The organism is Nocardioides sp. Leaf285 (assembly GCF_001422955.1).
Classification (GTDB): domain Bacteria; phylum Actinomycetota; class Actinomycetes; order Propionibacteriales; family Nocardioidaceae; genus Nocardioides; species Nocardioides kribbensis.
Genome location: NZ_LMNH01000001.1, coordinates 970,901 through 990,069, shown reverse-complemented (window position 1 = coordinate 990,069; position 19,169 = coordinate 970,901). Strand labels below are relative to the sequence as shown.

Below are 19,169 nucleotides of genomic sequence, written 5' to 3'. Positions count from 1 at the left end.
TCAGCGACCGGTGGGGCCGGGTTGGTCGGACGGGTCGGACGGGCGGGACGGGTCGGCCGTGACCGGGCCGGCGGCGTGCTGCGCGCGTCGCCGCAGCAGGCCGGTCACGACGACCCCGAGCAGCACGAGCCCGGCGACGGCGAGCCAGCCGGCGGTGTAGTCGCGGTCGAGCAGCGTGGGGTTGTCGGCGCGCTCGCCGAAGCGGCCCAGCACGGGCACGGCGAGCAGGGTCAGGCTGCCCAGCAGGACGAGACCCACCGTGGTGGGGGCACGGAAGGGGCGTGGCACGACGCGCGCGCCCACCACGACGAGCACGAGGACGAGCGGGGCGAGCACGGCGTCGTGGAGGACCACGCCGGAGGCGGCCCACAGCAGCGCGTCGAGCACCTGGGCGGGCTCGGCGCGCGACCACAGCAGCCATGCGCCGTACAGCCCCAGGGCCACGCCCGCGGCGCCGAGCGCCAGGCGCAGGCCGAGCGGGGTCGGTGCTCCCCCGGTCGGGGCGCTCACGCGAGCACCTCCAGCGACGTGACCCACTTGGTCTGGAGCACCCCGGGGCGGTTGGGGGCGATGATCCGGCAGGGGAAGCCGTGGTCGAGGCTCAGCGTCTCGCCGTTGAGCTGCAGGGCCAGCAGCGTGCGGTCGTCCTCGGCGAAGGAGGCCTGGAGCGCGGTGGTGCCGAAGGCGCCGGCCCGCTGCAGCGAGGTCACCCGCAGGTCGCTGTCGGCGGGGGCCTCGACCAGGGCGAGCAGGTCGGCGACCCGCACCCCGGTCCAGGTGGCGTCGGCCGACCAGCCCTCGACGCAGGCGATCGGGAGGTCGACGGTGTGCTGGGTCATCGCCAGCAGGTCCTCGCGGGCGAGCTCGACGGTGCGCGAGCCGTGGGCCACCGTGAGGCGGAAGGAGTCGCCGACGTCGTCGCTGGTGACCTGCGCGGCCGCGGCGGAGCGGTTGACCGGCAGCCCCTGCGGGCCGTCACCGGTGCGCACGGCGAGCACGGAGACCGTGCGCAGCAGCGGCACCGTGCTGCCCGCGGTGGCGAGCACGGCCAGGCCGGCCGCCGCCCAGGTCGTGCGCAGCAGGCCGCGCCGGGAGAGCCCGCCGCTGCGCTCGGTCGGCCGGTCGGTCCCCGGCCCGTCGGTGCGGGGCCGGTCGGTGCGGGACCGGTCGAGGGTGGTGTCGTCGACGTCGGCGCCCAGCGCGGCGCGGATGACCGGCAGCTTGACCGCGACGTGCACGACCAGCGAGCCGATCGCGACCCACGCCACGGCGTAGTGGGTGGAGCGGAAGGAGAAGGCCCAGGGGTACCACTGGGCGGAGTTCATGAGGCCGGTGACGAGCAGGAAGACCGCCGAGCCGACGAGCGCGAGGATCGAGGCCCGCTCGAGGGCGGTGACGGCCAACGCGCGCACCCCGCGGCCCGGCCGGGCGAAGAGCCGCGGGAAGACGGTCCACAGCTTCACCAGCAGCAGCGGCACGGCGGCGGTGCCGGTGACGACGTGGAGGCCCTGGGTGACGCGGTAGCCCCAGGAGGGCGAGGCCGGGAACGGCACCGGGTGGTCGACGTTCTGCGCGTAGTGGCTGACCAGCCCGGTGAGGAAGCAGACGGTGAAACAGACGCCCAGCCACAGGCCGACGCGGGCGGCGACGGTGGGACTGCGCAGCTCGGAGCGGAAGCTGTCCTCGCTCGGCAGGCGCTCGGCCAGCCGGCTCATCACCGCCACGTCGTCACGTCCCCGTCCGGGTGCGGGCGGGGGGTCCTGCGCTGGGGCTCGTCATCACGTGGTCGGCTCCTCGGGGTGGTGGTCCCGAGAGACGTCCTGCAGGTGGCGGACCCCGCTCGCGGGGGCTGCGGAGCCCGCGGCGACGGGGGCGAGCTGCTCCTCGAGCACGGCGCACCAGCGTCCGGCGAAGGGCTCGCACGCGCTGACGCCCCAGCCCGCGGCCTCGGCCACGGGGGCGATGTCGTCGACGCCGAGCACCGACCAGCGGAAGGGCCGGCTGCGTACGTCGTCGCCCTCGATGCTGGCCCACGTGGTCGTCATCGGGACCCCCGGCGGCGCCAGCTCGACCACGACCCGACCGCGCGGGTCGAGCACCTCGCGCACGCGCCGCAGCAGCCGCACGGGGTCTCCCCCGATGCCGACGTTGCCGTCGGCGAGCAGCGCCGACTCCCAGCGCCCCTCGCCGGGGATCGACTCGAAGACGTCGCGCAGGATCGCCGAGGCGCCGCGCTGTCGGGTCTGCTCGACGGCCTCGTGGACCACGTCGATGCCGAGCACGACGTGGCCGCGCGCGGCCAGGCCCGCGGAGAGCCGGCCCGGTCCGCAGCCGATGTCGATGGTGGGGCCCACGCACCACGCGAGCAGCGCGTGGTCGGCCTCGTCGGCCTCGCGGGTCCAGTCCGCCACCGGGAGCGGCGACGGCTCGGGGCCCAGGCCCACCACGCGGCACGGCATGCCCCGCAGGGCGTGGGTGAAGACGGCGGAGAAGGACTCGTCACGCACGCTCACGAGGCCACCTCCGGGCTCCAGGCCGCGGCGAAGCGGCCACCGGGCACGAGGGCGACGACCGCGTCGGCGTCGGCCACCGTGTCGATGTCGCGCAGCACCGCGGTCGTGGCGACGGCCAGGCCGGCCGCCTCGAGCGCCGCGCGGGTGTCGTCGTGGGTGGTGGGCGTCGACATCGGCACGCCGCGCAGGGCCGCGGCGGCGCGGGGGTCGCGCAGGGCGAGCACCCACCAGCCGCCGTCCTCGGCCGGGCCGAGCACGGCGTCGTGGTCGGCCAGCGGTGCCGCCGCGCCGAGCAGCAGATCGGGCGTGACCTGCGGGGTGTCCATGCCGACCTGCACCACCGGGCCGGGGCCGGCGGCGGCCACGTCGGCGTGGGCGCGCACGAGTCGCTCGTCGAAGCCGTCGCCGACCTGCGGGGTGACCTGCCAGCCGTGCAGGTGGCGGCGGATGCGCTCGCCGTGCACGGCGTCAAGCAGCTCGCCGTCGAGGGAGAGGTGGCAGCGGTCGGGGCCCACCGCGTCGGTGCAGGCCACGAGGGTGTCGAGCAGGGAGGCGGCGGCGATCTCCGCGGCCAGGTCCATGCCGATGTCGGCGCCGAGGCGGGTCTTGACCCGCCCCGCGACCGGTGCCTTGGCCACGACCAGCATCCGCGGCGCCGCGGCCGGGTCGGCGCCTGCGGCGTACGGGGTGGGGGTGGTGCTGCTCATGCGAGGGCCTTCCAGAAGTCGCGCGCCGTGCGGACGGTGCCCTTGACCGACCCCGACACCTTCGAGCGGGTGCCGGCGGCGCGGGGGTGGTAGCCGACGTCGCGCTCGGAGACCCGCCACCCGGCGACGGTGACCTTCTGCAGCAGCTCGACGGGGTAGCCGAAGCGGCGGTCCTCGACACCGAGGTCGAGCAGGTCCTGACGCCGCGAGACCCGCATCGGGGCGATGTCGTGGGCCTGCATCGCGATCCGGCGGCGCAGCCAGGCCACGATCAGCGCGTTGCCGGCGCGGGCGTGCCACGGCCACACACCGCGCTGCACGGGGCGGCGCCGGCCCACGGCGAAGTCGGCGCGGCCCGAGGCGACGTCGTCGAGCAGCGGCAGAAGCTCGGCGGGGTCGAAGGAGCCGTCGCCGTCCATGAAGGCGACGTAGTCGTGGGTGGCGGCGAGGAGCCCGGCGTGCACGGCCGAGCCGTAGCCGGGCACGCTCTCGTGCACGACCCGGGCGCCGAGCCGCTCGGCGACCGCGGCCGTGCCGTCGACCGATCCGTTGTCGACGACGATCACCGAGAAGCGGGCGGGCACCCGCGGGATCAGGTCGCCCAGGGCAGGCGCCTCGTCCTTGCAGGGGAGGACGAGGTCGCAGACGGGCACGTCGTCAACGGTAGGTGGCATCGTGGCGGTGAACCCTTACGAAGAGGTGACGCCGGTCGGTCCGGCCGCCCCATCGAACCGCACCGGGTGCTCGGGGGTGTTCACCCGGGAGGCCAGACGTTCGCGCGTCGTTCCCCCGGCCGTTCCCGCAGCGTGCGCCGCGTGTCGTGCGCGAGCGCGCGCGGGACCGCGGCACCGCGCGGGCCCGGGTCGTCGCTGTCGGGCGCCACCGGTGGGCTGGTTAGGGTCTGGGCATGGCGACCAGCCCCCCTGTGACCGACCCGCCCCCGGCCCCGGCGGGAGCGGCGCCGGTCGAGGACCGCTCCGGCGCCCGCGCCGCCGCCTGGGGCCTCGGCGTCACCGTCGTGCTGGTGGCGCTCGCGATCGTCGTGCCCCGCGTCCTCGACTGGGAGACCTGGACGCGCGCGCCACGCTCCTACACCGACCTCGCGGTGCCGCCGCTGCACGGGTTCTGGGACCCCAAGCTGCTCGGCCCCGGCACCGTGCCGGCGCTGCTGGTCGCGCTCGTGGGGTGGCGCTGGTTCGCCGGGTGGGCCGAGACCCTCCCGTGGCGGCGTCTGCTGCTCGTGTCGTACGTCGTGGCGCTGGCCTGGATGGTCTCGCTGGCCCTGGTCGACGGCAGCTCGGGCCTGTCCCGGGTGCTGGGCAGCGACGTGGAGTACCTCCCCACCGCCCGGGAGGTCGACGGGATCGGCACCCTGCTCCGGGAGTACGTCGGACGCATCTCCTACTCCTCCCCCGACAACTGGCCCACCCACGTCGCCGGCCACCCGCCGCTGGCGCTGCTGTTCTTCGTCGGGCTGGTGCGGGTCGGTCTGGGCGGCGACCTGGCGGCCGGGATCGTGGTGACCGTGCTCGCCGCGACCACGGCGCTGGCGGTGATGACCACGCTGCGCGCGCTGGGTCACGAGGCCCTCGCCCGGCGGGCCGCTCCCTTCCTCGTGCTCGCCCCGGCGGCGGTCTTCATGGCCGTCTCCGCCGACGCCCTCTTCGGCGCGCTGGGCGCCTGGGGCCTGGCCTGCCTGGCGCTCGGGGCCCGCCACGCCTCGCGCCGCGGCCTGCTGGCGTGGTCGACGCTGGCGGGCCTGCTGCTCGGCGCCATGGTGATGACGTCCTACGGCCTGCCGCTGCTCGGCCTCACCGCGCTGGCGGTGCTGGCCCTGGCCCGCTCCTGGCTGCCGCTGCCGGTCGCCGCGGGCGCCGCGCTCGTGGTGGTGCTCGGCTTCGCCGCGGGCGGCTTCGCGTGGTGGGAGGCCTACCCCGTGCTCCACGACCGCTACTGGGAGGGCATCGCCGCCGACCGGCCGGCGTCGTACTGGCTGTGGGGCAACCTCGCGGCCCTCGTGCTCAGCGCTGGTCCCCTGCTCGGCTCGGCGCTGGCCGTGGCCGGCCTCAGGGCGCGCCGGCTGGGGCGCGCCGTGCTCGCCTCGCCGCTGCTGCTCGTGCTCAGCGCCGCCCTGGCCGTGGCCGTCGCCGACGCCTCACGGATGAGCAAGGCCGAGGTCGAGCGGATCTGGGTGCCGTTCGTGCCGTGGATGATGATCGGCGCGGCCTTCCTCCCCGAGCGCTGGCGGCGCTGGGGGCTGGGCCTGCAGCTGGTCGCAGCGCTGCTGCTGCAGCACCTCATGTACACCAGCTGGTAGCACAGCCCAGCCCAGCCCAGCCCGGTCGGGGCGGCTGCGGCACCCGGCCGCCCCGAACCGTGCCTCAGGCGCGCAGCGGCGCGGTGGCGAAGGCGGGCAGGCCCTCCTCGGGGGCGATGGCCGCGGCGAAGCCGAGCTCGGCGCGGGCGCGCTCGGGAGAGGCGACGATGTGGCGCACGTCGCCGAGCCGGAAGCCGCCGGTGACCTCGGGGGCGATCTCCGCGCCGCCGTCGGCGCCGGTGCCGGTGGCGACGAGCTCGGCGACCTGCTTGATGCCCACCGGTCGCCCGGAGGCGACGTTGTAGGCGGCGTAGTGCCCCGTCGGGGCGGCCACGACGGCGCGCAGCGCGGCGACGTTGGCCTGCGCGACGTCGCTGACGTGCACGAAGTCGCGCATCTGCGCGCCGTCCTCGTAGACCTTCGGTGCCTCGCCACGCTCGAGGGAGGACCGGAACATCGCCGCCACCCCCGAGTACGGCGTGTCGCGCGGCATGCCCGGGCCGTAGACGTTGTGGTAGCGCAGCGCCACCGCGGCGGCGTCGGCCTGGCGCACCCACGCCGAGGTGTAGTGCTCCTGGGCCAGCTTGCTGGCGGCGTAGCTGGAGCGCGGGTCGAGGCGGGCGTCCTCGTCGACCAGGGCCCAGCCGAGCGGTCCGCCGCATACGGGGCAGTGGTTGTCGAAGTCGCCGGACTCCAGCGCCCCGACGGTGCGCGGCCCCGGGGCCTGGTCGCCGTGCTCGGGGCAGGTGTAGCGGCCCTCGCCGTAGACGACCATGCTCGAGGCGAGCACCATCCGGTCGACGCGCGCCTCGTGCATGGCCGCGAGCAGCACCGCCGTGCCGTAGTCGTTGTGCGAGGCGTAGGCCGGCAGGTCGGCCACCTTCACCCCGGCCCCCACGACGGCCGCCTGGTGGCAGACCGCGTCGACGCCGTCGAGCAGCGCGCTCACCGCGTCGGCGTCGCGCACGTCGACGTGGTGGGTGCCCGCGGGCGGGCGGGCCTCGCCGTGGGCCATGTCGAGCATCCAGTCGACGCGCACCACCTCGTCGCCGTCGGCCTCCAGGGCCTCGGCCACCGCGGCGCCGATGAAGCCGGCCGAGCCGGTCAGCAGGACCTTCACGCGCCCGCCTCCTCGCCCTGCTCGCCCGCGCCGGCGGGGGTCGGGATGCCGTAGGACAGCTCCATGCCCTCGGCCCAGGTGGAGCAGGTGCACCCGTCGGGGTCGGGGAGGCTCTCGATGGTGCGGGTGAGCACGCCCTTGAGCCGCTCGAGGTTGGCCTGGAAGAGCGCGAAGACCTCCTCCTGACCGACGCCCTGGCCGGCCTCGACGCCGGCGTCCATGTCGGTGACCAGCGCGATAGCGGTGTAGCACTGCTGCATCTCACGGGCCAGCGGCGCCTCGGGGTGGCCGGTCATGTTGATGAGCGACCAGCCCTGGGCGGCGTAGTGCTGCGACTCGGCGCGGGTGGAGAAGCGGGGGCCCTCGATGACCACCATCGTGCCGCCGGCCTTGATCTCCGGGTCGGCACCGGCCACGGCCGCGCCGAGCCGCTCGCAGTAGGGGTCGGCGTAGGGCAGGTGGACCGCCCCGCTCTCGACGTAGGACGGGATGCGGCGGTGCGTGCGGTCGACCAGCTGGTCGGGCACGACGATGTCGCCGGGCGCGACCTCCTCGCGCAGCCCACCGACGGCGCAGGGCGCGAGCACCTGGCGCACGCCCAGCGAGCGCAGCGCCCAGAGGTTGGCGCGGTAGGGGATGGCGTGGGGCGGGTAGTCGTGGTGGTCGCCGTGGCGCGGCAGGAAGGCCACCCGGCGCCCCGCCACGGTGCCGACCGAGATGGTCGCCGAGGGCAGGCCGTAGGGGGTCTCGACGCTGACCTGCTCGGGGTCGTCAAGGAAGGAGTAGAAGCCGGTGCCGCCGATCACGGCGACGTCTGCGGTCGCGTTCATGGCCGCAACTGTGCCAGCCCTCACCCCGGCCCTCACCGGGGGTGCTGGTCGACGTGCTCGAGGTCGCTGCTCGGGTCGCTGCCCGGGGTCGCTGCCCGGGGTCGCTGCCCGGGGTCGCTGCTCGGGGTCGCTGCTCTGTGTCGGTGCCCGGGTCAGCGCTCGGAGGCCGGCAGGGCCAGTGCGCTCCACACCGCGGCCCAGACCTGCTTGGGCGGCACCCCGGCGTCGAGGGCCTCCTGGGCCGTGCGGTCGCCCAGCTCGCTCATGACGAAGAAGCTCGCCCACGACCGCGACGACGCCGTGCCCAGGGCGTGGTCGAGGCGCTCCCAGAACTCGGTGTGCCGCATGGCGCCCATGATGCCTCGCGCCGCCGACGGCGCCCGACCGAGGGTGGCCCGAGGACGACCACCCGCGGTCAGGTGAGGAGCAGCCGGTCGAGGCGGCGGCGCACGACGAGGAGTCCGGCGACCCCCATGACCACGAGGTAGACCACCGAGACCGCCGAGGCCCAGGAGACCGTGCCCGTGGTCAGCTCGCGGCACAGGACGACGCCGCGGTAGAGCGGGGTGCACTCCACGACCCAGCGCAGCCAGGTGGGGAAGGCCGTGACCGGGAAGAAGGTCGCGGAGAACAGGAACATCGGCAGCGTCGCCAGGGTGACCAGCTCGAAGTCCTGCCAGGAGCGCATGAAGGTGGTCAGCGCCATGCACACCCCGCCGAAGGCCAGCCCGATGAGCAGCGCGGCGGGCACGACGAGCACCGCCCACCACGACGACACCAGGCCCATCAGCAGCATGACGACCAGGAAGCCCGCGGAGTAGATGCCGCCGCGCAGCAGCGACCAGCTCAGCTCGCCGCGGGCGATGTCCATGGTGGTCAGCGGCGTGGCGAGCATCTGGTCGAAGAGCTTGTTGTACTTGAGCTTGAAGAAGAAGTTGAAGGTGGCGTCGAGGATCGTGCCGTTCATGGCCGAGGCCGCGAGCATGCCGGGGGCGACGAAGGCGGCGTACTCGATCGTGCGGCCGTCGACCTCGAAGCCCGTGACGAGCTGGCCGACGCCCACGCCGATCGAGAACAGGTAGAAGACCGGCTCCAGGAAGCCGGTGAGGAAGATGTACCAGGCGCGGCGGTAGGCCAGGAAGTTGCGGTAGAGCAGCAGCGCGGTGGCCTCGCGGGCCCCGAGGGGCGAGGCGGCCTGGCGCGCGACGGCGGCGGTGACGGCGCTCATCAGGAGATCAGCCTCCGCTGCAGGCGCCGGGCGGCCCAGCGCCAGCCGAGCGCGGCCAGGACCACCAGGTAGGCGACGTGGACCAGCGCGGCGGAGACGTCGACCCGGCCCAGCGCGAGCATCCGCGTCAGGTCGACGCCGTGCCACAGGGGGGTGATGGTGGCCAGCAGCTCGAGCGGCGCGTCGAGGTTGGCCACCGGGAAGAAGGCCCCGGAGAACAGGAAGAGCGGGATCATGCCGAGGCGGAAGATGAGGTTGAAGGCGCTCTCGTCCTTGGCGCCCGCGGCGTAGGCGTAGACCGGGGTGGCGAAGGCCAGGCCCACCAGCAGCTGCACCAGGAAGGCCAGCAGCACTCCCCCGACGCTGCTGAAGACCCCGAAGGGCGCCATCACCGCGAGGAACACCGCGGAGGTGAGCGCCACGCGGAAGAGCACGAAGGCCAGGTGCGCCAGCATGATGTCGCCCACGCGCAGCGGCGCCGCGATCATGCCGAAGTAGACCTTGTGCCACTTGACCATGTCCATGACGGGGTAGGTGGTCTCCCCGATCACCGTGGTCATCGCCTGGGCCGCCACCAGGCCGGGCGCCACGAAGGCGAGATAGCTGGTGGCGCCCTCGAGCTCGGCGGGGTCGCCCTCGATGAAGCCGCCGAGCAGCACGCCCATGGCCACGACGTAGAGCAGCGGGGTGACGAAGGAGGAGACGATCGTGCCCTTCCACGTGCGGCGGTAGACCGTCAGCCAGTAGTCGAGCAGCCGCAGCGCGCCGGCCAGGGTGCTGGCGGGCGCGGTGGCCCGGGTCGGGTCGGGGGCCCCGGAGGAGGTGGCGGCCATCAGTCGACCAGGGTCCGGCCGGTGAGGCGGAGGAAGACGTCCTCCAGCGTGGAGCGGCGCACCAGCGTGGCGACCGGCACCAGCCCGCGCTCGTGCACCCTGGCCACGGTCTCCTCGCCGTCGTGGGAGTAGAGCAGGAGCCGGTCGGGCAGCACCTCGACCCGGTCGGCGAGGTCCTCCACCTGGCGGGCGACGACCTCGTGGGTGTCGCCCTCCTGGGCCACGCCGAAGCGGAGCTCGGCCACCTCGCGGGTCGAGTGCTCGGCGATCAGGTCGAGCGGGGAGCCCTCGGCGACGATGAGCCCCTTGTCCATCACCACGAGCCGGTCGGTCAGCTGCTCGGCCTCGTCCATGTAGTGGGTCGTGAGGACCAGGGTGACCCCCTGCTGCTTGAGGCGGAACAGCCGGTCCCACACGACGTGGCGGGCCTGGGGGTCCAGGCCGGTGGTCGGCTCGTCGAGCAGCAGGACCTCGGGCCGGTTGATCAGCGAGCGGGCGATGGTCAGGCGTCGCTTCATGCCCCCGGAGAGGTCCTCGACCATCGAGCCGGCCTTCTCGGTCAGCTGCACGAACTCCAGCAGCTCGTCGACGCGGGCACGGACCTCCTTGCGCGGCAGGCCGAAGTAGCGGCCGTAGACGAAGAGGTTCTCCCGCACCGTCAGCTCGGTGTCGAGGGTGTCCTCCTGCGGGCAGACACCGATGCGGGCGCGGATCTCAGGACCGTCGACGGCCGGGTCGAGACCGAGGATGCGCAGCTCACCGCCGCTGATGGGCGACACGGCGGCCACCATGCGCATGGTCGAGGACTTGCCGGCGCCGTTGGGCCCCAGGAAGCCGAAGGCCTCACCCCGGCGCACGTCGACGTCGATGCCGCGCACGGCCTCGACGTCGCCGAACCCCTTGCGCAGGCCCTGGGCCCAGATCATCGAGTCGGTCGCCGTCACCCGAGCACCCTAGGCCCGACCGCCGACAGCACGCCTCCGCTTTCCCTCCCCACCCGCCGCCGCGCCGGAGGGGCCGTGCCGGACATCTCCGCGGCGCGCAGCGAGTGGCCCGAGCGGGCCCAGCCGTCGGGGGGAGCCCGGCTGTCGGCGGCGTCGGCGACACTGGCCCGGTGACCCCTCCCACCCCCGCTGCCGCGCCGCCGCCCGCCGACGCGCTGGCGCGCTTCAGCGAGCCGACGCGCACGTGGTTCGCCGCGGCGTTCGCGGAGCCCACCCCGGCGCAGGCCGGCGCGTGGGAGGCGATCGGCGCGGGCCGGCACGCCCTGGTGGTGGCGCCCACCGGGTCGGGCAAGACCCTGTCGGCCTTCCTGTGGTCGCTCGACCGGCTGCTGTCGACCCCTCCGCCGGAGGACAAGCAGCGCCGCTGCCGGGTGCTCTACGTCTCCCCGCTGAAGGCGCTGGCCGTGGACGTCGAGCGCAACCTGCGCTCCCCGCTCACGGGCATCCGGCACACCGCCGACCGGCTCGGGGCCGAGGTGGCCGACGTGCGGGTCGGCGTGCGCTCCGGGGACACGAGCGCGGCCGACCGCCGCAAGCTCACCACCGCTCCGCCCGACATCATGATCACGACGCCCGAGTCGCTCTTCCTGATGCTCACCTCCCAGGCCCGCGAGTCGCTGCGCGGCGTGGAGACGGTCATCGTCGACGAGGTCCACGCCGTGGCCGGCGGCAAGCGCGGCGCCCACCTCGCCCTCACCCTCGAGCGCCTCGACGCCCTGCTGGAGCGGCCGGCCCAGCGGGTCGGGCTGTCGGCCACCGTGCGGCCGCTGGAGGAGGTCGCGCGCTACCTCGGCGGCTCCGCCCCCGTCGAGATCGTGGCGCCGCCCTCGCGCAAGCAGTGGGAGCTGAGCGTCGTCGTGCCCGTGGAGGACATGACCGCCCCGGGTGGCTACGACGAGGAGGACGCCGACGGCGAGGGCTCGGCCACCCGGGCGGCCTCGATCTGGCCCCATGTCGAGGAGCGCGTCGTCGACCTCATCGAGTCGCACCGCTCGACCATCGTCTTCGCCAACTCCCGGCGGCTCTCCGAGCGCCTCACCTCGCGGCTCAACGAGATCGCCAACGAGCGCGCCGGCGTCGAGCCCGAGGCCGGGGACCTCGTGCCCGTGCCCGCCGGCGCCCACGACCACGACGGCGACCCCCTGGGTGACGGCGCCGGTCACGGGGGCGACCAGCCCGACGACCAGCCCGACGACCAGCCCGACGACCTGCCCGACAGCGGACGGGCCGTCCCGTCGCGCCCGCCGGCCCAGGTCATGGCCCAGTCCGGGTCCTCCGGCGGCAGCCCCGAGGGCGCGGTCGTCATCGCCAAGGCCCACCACGGGTCGGTCTCGAAGGAGCAGCGCGCGCTGATCGAGGACGACCTCAAGCGCGGCCGCCTGCCCGCAGTGGTCGCCACCAGCAGCCTCGAGCTCGGCATCGACATGGGGGCGGTCGACCTGGTCGTGCAGATCGAGTCGCCTCCCTCGGTCGCCAGCGCCCTGCAGCGCGTGGGCCGTGCGGGCCACCAGGTCGGCGAGGTGTCGCGGGGGGTGCTCTTCCCCAAGCACCGTGGCGACCTCGCCCAGACCGCTGTGGCCGTGCAGCGCATGCGCGCCGGCGCCATCGAGTCGCTGCGGGTGCCGACCAACCCCCTCGACGTGCTGGCCCAGCAGGTCGTGGCCATCACCGCGCTCGAGGCATGGGACGCCGACGAGCTCTTCGCCCTGGTGCGCCGCTCGGCGCCGTTCACCGCCCTGCCCCGCTCGGCCTACGACGCCACCCTCGACCTGCTCAGCGGCCGCTACCCCTCCGACGAGTTCGCCGAGCTGCGCCCGCGCATCGTCTGGGACCGCGTCACCGGAGAGCTCACCGGCCGGCCCGGCGCGCAACGCCTCGCGGTGACCAGCGGCGGCACCATCCCCGACCGCGGCCTCTTCGGGGTCTTCCTGGTGGGCGGCGAGGGCCCGGGGCGGCGCGTCGGCGAGCTCGACGAGGAGATGGTCTACGAGTCGCGCGTCGGCGACGTCTTCGCCCTCGGCGCCACCAGCTGGCGCATCGAGGACATCACCCACGACCGGGTCCTCGTCACCCCGGCTCCCGGCATCCCGGGCCGGCTGCCCTTCTGGAAGGGCGACAGCCTGGGCCGCCCCGCCGAGCTGGGCCAGGCCATCGGTGCCTTCACCCGGGAGCTGGCCGCCCTGCCCCGCCCCGCGGCCGAGGCCAAGGTGCGCGAGGAGGGGCTCGACGAGTGGGCCGCGGGCAACCTCGTCTCCTACCTCCACGAGCAGCTGGAGGCCACCAACACCCTGCCCAGTGACCGCACCCTGCTGGTCGAGCGCTTCCGCGACGAGCTCGGTGACTGGCGCCTGGTGCTCCACTCGCCCTACGGCACCCCCGTGCACGCCCCGTGGGCCCTCGCGCTCAACGCACGCCTGCGCGAGCGCTACGGCGTCGACGGCCAGGCCGTGGCCTCCGACGACGGCATCGTCATCCGCATCCCCGACACCGACGCCGAGCCGCCCGGCGCGGAGCTGGTGGTCTTCGAGCCCGACGAGGTCGACGACCTGGTCACCCAGGAGGTCGGCGGCTCGGCGCTCTTCGCCTCCCGCTTCCGCGAGTGCGCCGCCCGGGCCCTGCTGCTGCCCCGGCGCGACCCCGGTCGCCGCTCCCCGCTGTGGCAGCAGCGCCAGCGCTCGGCGGCGCTGCTGGAGGTCGCCTCCAAGTACCCGTCGTTCCCGATCGTGCTCGAGGCCGTGCGCGAGTGCCTCCAGGACGTCTACGACCTCCCGTCCCTGATCGGCCTCATGCGACGGGTGGAGCAGCGCGAGGTGCAGGTGGTCGACGTCGCCACCCCGTCACCCTCGCCCTTCGCCCGCAGCCTCCTCTTCGGCTACGTCGCGCAGTTCGTCTACGAGGGCGACTCCCCCATCGCCGAGCGCCGCGCCGCAGCCCTCTCGCTCGACCAGGGCCTGCTCGCCGAGCTGCTGGGCCGCGCCGAGCTGCGCGAGCTGCTCGACCCCGAGGTGCTCGAGGAGGTCGCCGCCGAGCTCCAGCGGCTGACCGAGGAGCGACGGGCCCGCGACGCCGAGGGCGTGGCCGACCTGCTGCGCCTCCTCGGGCCGCTGAGCACCGACGAGATCACCGCGCGCAGCGTGCCCGACGCCGACGTCACCGGGTGGCTGGCCGCGCTCGCGCAGAGCCGTCGCGTGGTCGAGCTGCGGATGGCCGGCGACGAGCGCTGGTCGGCGATCGAGGACGTCGGTCGCCTGCGTGACGGTCTGGGCACCCCCGTGCCCCCGGGCACGCCCGAGGCCTTCACCGACCCCGTCGACGACCCGCTGGGCGACCTGGTCGCACGCTTCGCGCGCACCCACGGACCCTTCACCACCGACGACGTCGCCGCGCGCCTGGGCCTCGGCACGGCGGTCGTGCGCCACACCCTGCAGCGCCTCGCCGCCTCGGGCCGGGTGCTGGAGGGCGAGTTCCGACCGCACGGCTCGGGCAGCGAGTGGTGCGAGGCCGAGGTGCTGCGCCGGCTGCGCCGCCGCTCGCTGGCCCGGCTGCGCAAGGAGGTCGAGCCCGTCGACCCCGAGGCGCTGGGCCGCTTCCTGCCGGCCTGGCAGCACGTGTGGGCCGCCTCCACCAGCGGTCGCGGCGGCCTGCGCGGCGTCGACGGGGTGCTGGCCGCCGTCGACCAGCTCGCCGGCTGTGCCGTGCCCGCCTCGGCGCTGGAGCCGCTGGTGCTCTCGGCGCGGGTGCGCGACTACGAGCCCTCCTACCTCGACGAGCTCACCGCCTCCGGGGAGGTCGTCTGGTCGGGTCATGGCGCGCTGCCGGGCTCCGACGGCTGGGTGTCGCTCCACCTCGCCGACCAGGCCCCGCTGACGCTGCCCGCCCACGAGCCCTTCGACCACAGCGAGCTGCACCAGGCCCTCCTCGACTCCCTCGAGGGCGGCGGCGCGTGGTTCTTCCGCCAGCTCGTGCAGCAGGTGCAGGCCACCGGCCAGAGCGCCACCGACCAGGCCGTCTCGGCGGCGCTGTGGGACCTGGTGTGGTCGGGGCGGGTCAGCAACGACACCCTCACCCCGCTGCGCGCGCTGACCCGCGGTGGCTCCTCGGCCCACCGCAGCAAGCGCCCGCCGCCGCGGCTGCGGATGTCGTCGACCACCGGCGGGCGCGGCGGCGCCCGACCCGCGCCCCGCACCGGCCCTCCCGAGACCGCCGGCCGCTGGGCGCTGCTGCCCGACGTCGACGCCGACCCGACCCGCCGCGCCCACGCCAGCGCCGAGCACCTGCTGGAGCGTCACGGCGTGGTGATCCGCGGTGCCGTGATGAGCGAGCGCGTCGCCGGCGGCTTCGCCGCGGTCTACAAGGTGCTCTCGGCCTTCGAGGACTCCGGTCGCTGCCGGCGGGGCTACTTCGTCAGCGGCCTGGGCGCAGCGCAGTTCGGCACCGCGGGCTCCATCGACCGGCTGCGGACCTTCTCCGAGGCCGCCGAGGGATCCGGCGACGCCAAGCCCCTCGCGGTCGCCCTCGCCGCCACCGATCCCGCCAACCCCTACGGCGCGGCCCTGCCCTGGCCCGCGCGACCCTCGACCAGCGAGGCCGCCGAGGGCGAGAAGGGCCACCGTCCCGGCCGCAAGGCCGGCGGGCTGGTGGTGCTCGTCGACGGGGAGCTCACCCTCTACGTCGAGCGCGGCGGCCGCACCCTGCTCACCTGGACCGACGACGTCGACCGGCTCACCCTCGGCGCCCAGTCGCTCGCCGACGCCGCCCGGGCCGGGGCGCTGGGCCGGATGACGGTGGAGAAGGCCGACGGTGCCCCGCTGCTGGGCGGCGGCACGACCCCGCTGCGCGAGGCGCTGCAGTCGGCCGGCTTCCTGGCCACCCCGCGCGGGCTGCAGCTGAGGAGCCGGGGTGCCTGAGGGCGACACCGTCTTCCGCGCCGCCCGGCTGCTCGACCGCTCGCTCTCGGGCCGGGTGCTCGTGCGCACCGACTTCCGGGTGCCGCAGCACGCCACCACCGACCTGTCCGGGGGCAGCGTGCGGGCGACGGTCTCGCGCGGCAAGCACCTGCTCACGCGCATCGAGCACCCGACCGGCCGCTGGACCCTCCACACCCACCTCAAGATGGAGGGCGCCTGGCGGGTGCTGGACTCCGGGGCGCGCTGGCCCCGCCCGGCCCACCAGGCACGCGTCGTGCTCGACGTGGGTCCGCGCCACGCGGTCGGTTTCTCCCTGGGGATCGTGGAGCTGCTCCCCACCGCCGACGAGGACTCCGTCGTGGGCCACCTCGGACCCGACCTGCTCGGCCCCGACTGGGACGAGGACGAGGCACTGCGCCGGCTGCACGAGGACGACGCCCGCGAGGTCGGCGACGCGCTGCGCGACCAGACCAGGCTGGCGGGCCTGGGCAACATGTACGTCGCCGAGCTGTGCTTCGTTTCCGGCGTGCACCCCCGCGTGCCGGTCGGCGAGGTGCGCGACCTGCCGCGCATGGTGCGCCGTGGGCGCCAGATGCTCGACCTCAACAAGGAGCGGGCGGTCCAGTCCACCACCGGCGACCTGCGCGAGCGCCGGCGCACGTGGGTCTACCGGCAGGGCCACGCGCCGTGCCGGCGCTGCGGCACGAGGGTGGAGGTCGACGTGCAGGGCCCGGCCGGCCGCGAGCGCGCGATCTACTTCTGCCCGTCGTGCCAGCCCGAGCCCGCGGGACCCGGCCGGCCCTGAGCGACGGCCCGACGCGCTCCGGGGCCGCGTCGGGTCAGGCGGCGGAGGCGACGACGGGGCCGGCGGCGCGCGGCACCGGGAGCGGTGTGGCCGCGGTGGCGGCCTCCTCCAGGGCGACGGCGTCGGAGACCGAGCGGAGCACCAGCGAGAGCGGCACGTCGAGGGCCTGGCACAGCGAGAACAGCAGCTCGGAAGAGGCTTCCTTCTGGCCGCGCTCGATCTCGGAGATGTAGCCCAGGCTGACCCTGGCCTGCTCGGAGACCTCGCGCAGGGTCATGCCCCGTTGCATCCGCTGCGCGCGGAGCACGTCGCCGAGCAGGCGGCGGAAGAGCACCATGCGGGCCTCCGTGGGTTGTCCGGGTCGATCTCCGGGTGGATCAAGGATGCCAACGCTACCGGAGAGGGTTCTGTTCCACCCGGAGGTCCCCGGGGTCGGTGTCGTCGTGGGGCTCCCCGGGACCGCCGGCCTCCTGGTCGAGGTGCACCAGCAGGCCGAGCAGCGCCTCGCGACACGTGCTCTCCTGGATCTGCGCGCGCGTGCCCGCGAGCTCCAGCGACAGCACCGAGGTGACCTCGGGGCCGGCCACGCCGACGAAGACCGTGCCCACCGGGCGCCCCTCCTGCGGGTCGGGCCCCGCCACCCCCGTCGTGGCCAGGGCGTACGTCGCGCCTGCGACCCGGCGGGCGCCCCCCGCCATCGCGGCGGCGCAGTCGGCCGAGACGACGCCGTGCTCGTCGACCAGCTCCTGGGGCACGCCCAGCAGCGAGACCTTGAGGTCGGTGGCGTAGGTGACCGCCCCGCCGCGGTAGACCGCCGACGCACCCGGCACGGCGGTGAGCGCCGCCGCCAGCCGGCCGCCGGTGAGCGACTCGGCGGTGGCGACGGTCGCTCCCTCGGCGCGCAGCCGGTCGACCAGTCGGGAGGCGACCGCGGTGAGGTCGTCGGAGGCGGGGCGTCGCAGCATGCCCCGACCCTGCCACAGCGGGTACGGCGTCGTGCCGGTCGGGCGAGGGCCGGGCGAGGGCACCGCCCGTAGGCTCCCCGGCATGCCGCTGCCCATCGAGGACTACGCCCTGATCGGCGACCGGCGCACCGCGGCGCTGGTCGGGACCGACGGCTCGGTCGACTGGCTCTGCCTACCCCGCTTCGACTCCCCCGCCTGCCTGGCCGCCCTGCTCGGCACGCCGGAGCACGGCCACTGGCAGCTGGTGCCGACGGTGCCCTACGCCACCGAGCGGCGCTACCTCGGCTCCTCGGCGATGCTGGAGACGACCTTCACCACGGCCGCGGGCGTGGTGACCCTGACCGACGTGATGCCCCGCGGCGACGAGCGGGCCGACCTGGTGCGCCGCCTGGCCTGCGTGAGTGGCACGGTGCCGATGCGCCACGAGTGGCGGCTGCGCCCCGACTACGGCCGGATCCGGCCGTGGGTGCGTCGCGAGTGCCTCGGCGGCGAGGACGTCATCACCGCGGTGGCCGGCCCCGACAAGCTCGTGCTGCGCGGGCCCCGGCTCCCGGTGGCGATCGACCACACCCACGCCGACGAGTTCAGCCTCGCCGCCGGGGAGGAGCTGTCCTTCGCGATGGTGTGGCTGCCCTCGCACGTCGAGCCCGGTCACCTGGGCGACCTCGACGCGCGGGTGGCCGAGACGGTGGCCGAGGACGAGGCGTGGGCGCAGGTCTGCCGCCAGGACCTCCCCCACCCCGAGGCCGTGCGCCGCTCGCTGCTCACGCTGCGGCTGATGACCCACGAGGTGACGGGGGGCATCGTCGCGGCGCCCACGACCTCGCTGCCCGAGGAGTTCGGCGGCGAGCGCAACTGGGACTACCGCTTCTGCTGGCTGCGCGACGCCGCGCTCACGCTCGCCTCGCTGCTGCAGGCCGGCTACACCGACGAGGCCGCGGCCTGGCGCGACTGGCTGCTGCGCGCGGTGGCCGGCGACCCCGAGGACCTGCAGGTGATGTACGCCGTGGACGGCTCCCGCCGGCTGCCCGAGTCGGAGCTCGACCACCTGCCGGGCTACGCCGGCTCCCGCCCCGTGAGGATCGGCAACGGCGCCGTCGGCCAGCGCCAGCACGACGTGCTGGGCGAGGTGATGGACGCCCTCGCGCTGGTGCGCGAGCACCTCGGCGACGACGACCCCAACGCCTGGGCGCTGCAGCGGGCCCTGGTCGACGACCTGGTCACCCGCTGGCGCGATCCCGACCACGGCATCTGGGAGATCCGCGGGGAGCCGCGCCACTTCACCCACTCGCGCGCCATGGTGTGGGTCGCCTTCGACCGGGCCGTGCGGGCGGTCGAGGAGCGGGGTCTGCCCGGCGACGTCGACCGGTGGCGCCGCGAGCGCGACGCCGCCCGCGACCTGGTGCTCGGCGAGGGGTGGGACCCCGAGCGGGGCACCTTCGTGCAGCACCCCGGCACCCGCGAGGTCGACGCCTCGCTGCTGGTGCTGGCCACGATCGGGCTGCTGCCCGGCGACGACCCGCGCCTGGCCGGCACCGTCCGTGCCGTCGAGGAGGACCTGCTGCGTGACGGGCTCGTGCTGCGCTACCGCACCGCCAGCGGGGTCGACGGGCTCTCCGGCGACGAGCACCCCTTCCTGGCGTGCTCGTTCTGGCTGGCCTCGGCCTACGCCGTGGTCGGCCGCCTCGACGACGCGCGCGCCCTGCTCGGGCGGCTGGTCGGGCTGTCCACCGACGTCGGCCTCCTCGCCGAGGAGTACGACCCGGGGGCCGAGCGCATGGTCGGCAACTTCCCCCAGGCCTTCAGCCACCTGGCCCTCGTGCAGGCGGCGTTCCACCTCGCCGCGGCCGAGCGCCGCTGACGGCGTCTCGCGCTGCGAGGGTCCCGACGCAGGACGGGGCCCTGCCGGTCGGCAGGGCCCCGTCGGTGCTGGTGCGGGT

Annotated in this window: 17 protein-coding genes; 4 read left to right on the top strand and 13 right to left on the bottom strand. The window is 75.3% G+C overall.

The features are described from left to right. From ASF47_RS04520 to ASF47_RS04500, 5 genes are all read right to left on the bottom strand, one after another. Positions 1-510, bottom strand: a complete 510-nt coding sequence (locus tag ASF47_RS04520; protein ID WP_056862718.1) for a hypothetical protein — start codon at positions 508-510, stop codon at positions 1-3. Next, on the bottom strand, positions 507-1,715 hold the full coding sequence (locus tag ASF47_RS04515) for a molybdopterin-dependent oxidoreductase (RefSeq protein WP_056862985.1): 1,209 nt from the start codon (positions 1,713-1,715) through the stop codon (positions 507-509). The genes ASF47_RS04520 and ASF47_RS04515 overlap by 4 nt, the downstream gene beginning before the upstream one ends. A 63-nt stretch (positions 1,716-1,778) precedes the next feature. Further along, a complete protein-coding gene (locus ASF47_RS04510) occupies positions 1,779-2,513 on the bottom strand; it encodes a class I SAM-dependent methyltransferase (RefSeq protein ID WP_056862717.1) in 735 nt (244 codons plus the stop codon). Then, complete coding sequence (locus ASF47_RS04505) at positions 2,510-3,220, bottom strand: TIGR04282 family arsenosugar biosynthesis glycosyltransferase (protein ID WP_235558620.1); 711 nt, start codon at positions 3,218-3,220, stop codon at positions 2,510-2,512. The genes ASF47_RS04510 and ASF47_RS04505 overlap by 4 nt, the downstream gene beginning before the upstream one ends. Next, positions 3,217-3,873 (bottom strand): glycosyltransferase family 2 protein, encoded by a 657-nt coding sequence (locus ASF47_RS04500; RefSeq protein WP_327138650.1) that lies wholly within the window; start codon positions 3,871-3,873, stop codon positions 3,217-3,219. The genes ASF47_RS04505 and ASF47_RS04500 overlap by 4 nt, the downstream gene beginning before the upstream one ends. A gap of 254 nt (positions 3,874-4,127) precedes the next feature. Here ASF47_RS04500 and ASF47_RS04495 point away from each other — a divergent pair, with 254 nt between their 5' ends. Beyond that, complete coding sequence (locus ASF47_RS04495; RefSeq protein ID WP_235558619.1) at positions 4,128-5,537, top strand: hypothetical protein; 1,410 nt, start codon at positions 4,128-4,130, stop codon at positions 5,535-5,537. Positions 5,538-5,601: 64 nt separating this feature from the next. Here the strand turns inward: ASF47_RS04495 and ASF47_RS04490 are convergent, their stop codons facing one another. From ASF47_RS04490 to ASF47_RS04465, 6 genes are all read right to left on the bottom strand, one after another. After that, a complete protein-coding gene (locus ASF47_RS04490) occupies positions 5,602-6,657 on the bottom strand; it encodes an NAD-dependent epimerase/dehydratase family protein (protein ID WP_056862715.1) in 1,056 nt (351 codons plus the stop codon). Continuing rightward, entirely contained in the window at positions 6,654-7,487 is an 834-nt protein-coding gene (locus ASF47_RS04485; RefSeq protein WP_056862714.1) for an S-methyl-5'-thioadenosine phosphorylase, read from the bottom strand. The genes ASF47_RS04490 and ASF47_RS04485 overlap by 4 nt, the downstream gene beginning before the upstream one ends. Positions 7,488-7,639: 152 nt before the next feature. Next, positions 7,640-7,834 carry a DUF3046 domain-containing protein gene (locus ASF47_RS04480; RefSeq protein WP_056862982.1) on the bottom strand — a complete coding sequence of 65 codons (195 nt, stop codon included), beginning with the start codon at positions 7,832-7,834 and terminating at the stop codon, positions 7,640-7,642. A 68-nt stretch (positions 7,835-7,902) separates the two neighbouring features. Further along, a complete protein-coding gene (locus ASF47_RS04475) occupies positions 7,903-8,715 on the bottom strand; it encodes an ABC transporter permease (RefSeq protein ID WP_056862713.1) in 813 nt (270 codons plus the stop codon). Further along, positions 8,715-9,548, bottom strand: coding sequence for an ABC transporter permease (locus ASF47_RS04470; RefSeq protein WP_082499974.1), 834 nt, complete (start codon positions 9,546-9,548; stop codon positions 8,715-8,717). The genes ASF47_RS04475 and ASF47_RS04470 overlap by 1 nt, the downstream gene beginning before the upstream one ends. Beyond that, a complete protein-coding gene (locus ASF47_RS04465; protein ID WP_442937556.1) occupies positions 9,548-10,492 on the bottom strand; it encodes an ABC transporter ATP-binding protein in 945 nt (314 codons plus the stop codon). Before ASF47_RS04465 ends, ASF47_RS04470 begins: the two co-directional genes overlap by 1 nt. A gap of 170 nt (positions 10,493-10,662) precedes the next feature. Here ASF47_RS04465 and ASF47_RS04460 point away from each other — a divergent pair, with 170 nt between their 5' ends. Then, positions 10,663-15,459 carry an Lhr family ATP-dependent helicase gene (locus ASF47_RS04460; RefSeq protein WP_056862712.1) on the top strand — a complete coding sequence of 1,599 codons (4,797 nt, stop codon included), beginning with the start codon at positions 10,663-10,665 and terminating at the stop codon, positions 15,457-15,459. Continuing rightward, the gene (locus tag ASF47_RS04455) at positions 15,452-16,264 is read left to right on the top strand and encodes a DNA-formamidopyrimidine glycosylase family protein (protein ID WP_056862711.1); all 813 of its coding nucleotides are present in this window, start codon (positions 15,452-15,454) and stop codon (positions 16,262-16,264) included. The genes ASF47_RS04460 and ASF47_RS04455 overlap by 8 nt, the downstream gene beginning before the upstream one ends. Before the next feature lie 34 nt (positions 16,265-16,298). Here the strand turns inward: ASF47_RS04455 and ASF47_RS04450 are convergent, their stop codons facing one another. After that, positions 16,299-16,601 carry a helix-turn-helix domain-containing protein gene (locus ASF47_RS04450; RefSeq protein ID WP_056862710.1) on the bottom strand — a complete coding sequence of 101 codons (303 nt, stop codon included), beginning with the start codon at positions 16,599-16,601 and terminating at the stop codon, positions 16,299-16,301. Between the two features lie 55 nt (positions 16,602-16,656). Then, entirely contained in the window at positions 16,657-17,229 is a 573-nt protein-coding gene (locus ASF47_RS04445; protein WP_082499973.1) for a CinA family protein, read from the bottom strand. Positions 17,230-17,311: 82 nt separating this feature from the next. On the opposite strand from ASF47_RS04445, the gene ASF47_RS04440 reads away from it, so the two are divergent. Next, positions 17,312-19,090, top strand: coding sequence for a glycoside hydrolase family 15 protein (locus ASF47_RS04440; RefSeq protein WP_056862709.1), 1,779 nt, complete (start codon positions 17,312-17,314; stop codon positions 19,088-19,090). The last annotated feature ends 79 nt before the right edge of the window (positions 19,091-19,169 follow it).

Excerpts from the sequence above, each read along its gene's own strand:
- ASF47_RS04515 (WP_056862985.1), bottom strand. The coding sequence starts at position 1,715 with ATGAGCCGGCTGGCCGAGCGCCTGCCGAGCGAGGACAGCTTCCGCTCC.
- ASF47_RS04505 (WP_235558620.1), bottom strand. The coding sequence starts at position 3,220 with ATGAGCAGCACCACCCCCACCCCGTACGCCGCAGGCGCCGACCCGGCC.
- ASF47_RS04495 (WP_235558619.1), top strand. The coding sequence starts at position 4,128 with ATGGCGACCAGCCCCCCTGTGACCGACCCGCCCCCGGCCCCGGCGGGA.
- ASF47_RS04485 (WP_056862714.1), bottom strand. The coding sequence starts at position 7,487 with ATGAACGCGACCGCAGACGTCGCCGTGATCGGCGGCACCGGCTTCTAC.
- ASF47_RS04480 (WP_056862982.1), bottom strand. The coding sequence starts at position 7,834 with ATGCGGCACACCGAGTTCTGGGAGCGCCTCGACCACGCCCTGGGCACG.
- ASF47_RS04475 (WP_056862713.1), bottom strand. The coding sequence starts at position 8,715 with ATGAGCGCCGTCACCGCCGCCGTCGCGCGCCAGGCCGCCTCGCCCCTC.
- ASF47_RS04470 (WP_082499974.1), bottom strand. The coding sequence starts at position 9,548 with ATGGCCGCCACCTCCTCCGGGGCCCCCGACCCGACCCGGGCCACCGCG.
- ASF47_RS04450 (WP_056862710.1), bottom strand. The coding sequence starts at position 16,601 with ATGGTGCTCTTCCGCCGCCTGCTCGGCGACGTGCTCCGCGCGCAGCGG.
- ASF47_RS04445 (WP_082499973.1), bottom strand. The coding sequence starts at position 17,229 with ATGCTGCGACGCCCCGCCTCCGACGACCTCACCGCGGTCGCCTCCCGA.
- ASF47_RS04440 (WP_056862709.1), top strand. The coding sequence starts at position 17,312 with ATGCCGCTGCCCATCGAGGACTACGCCCTGATCGGCGACCGGCGCACC.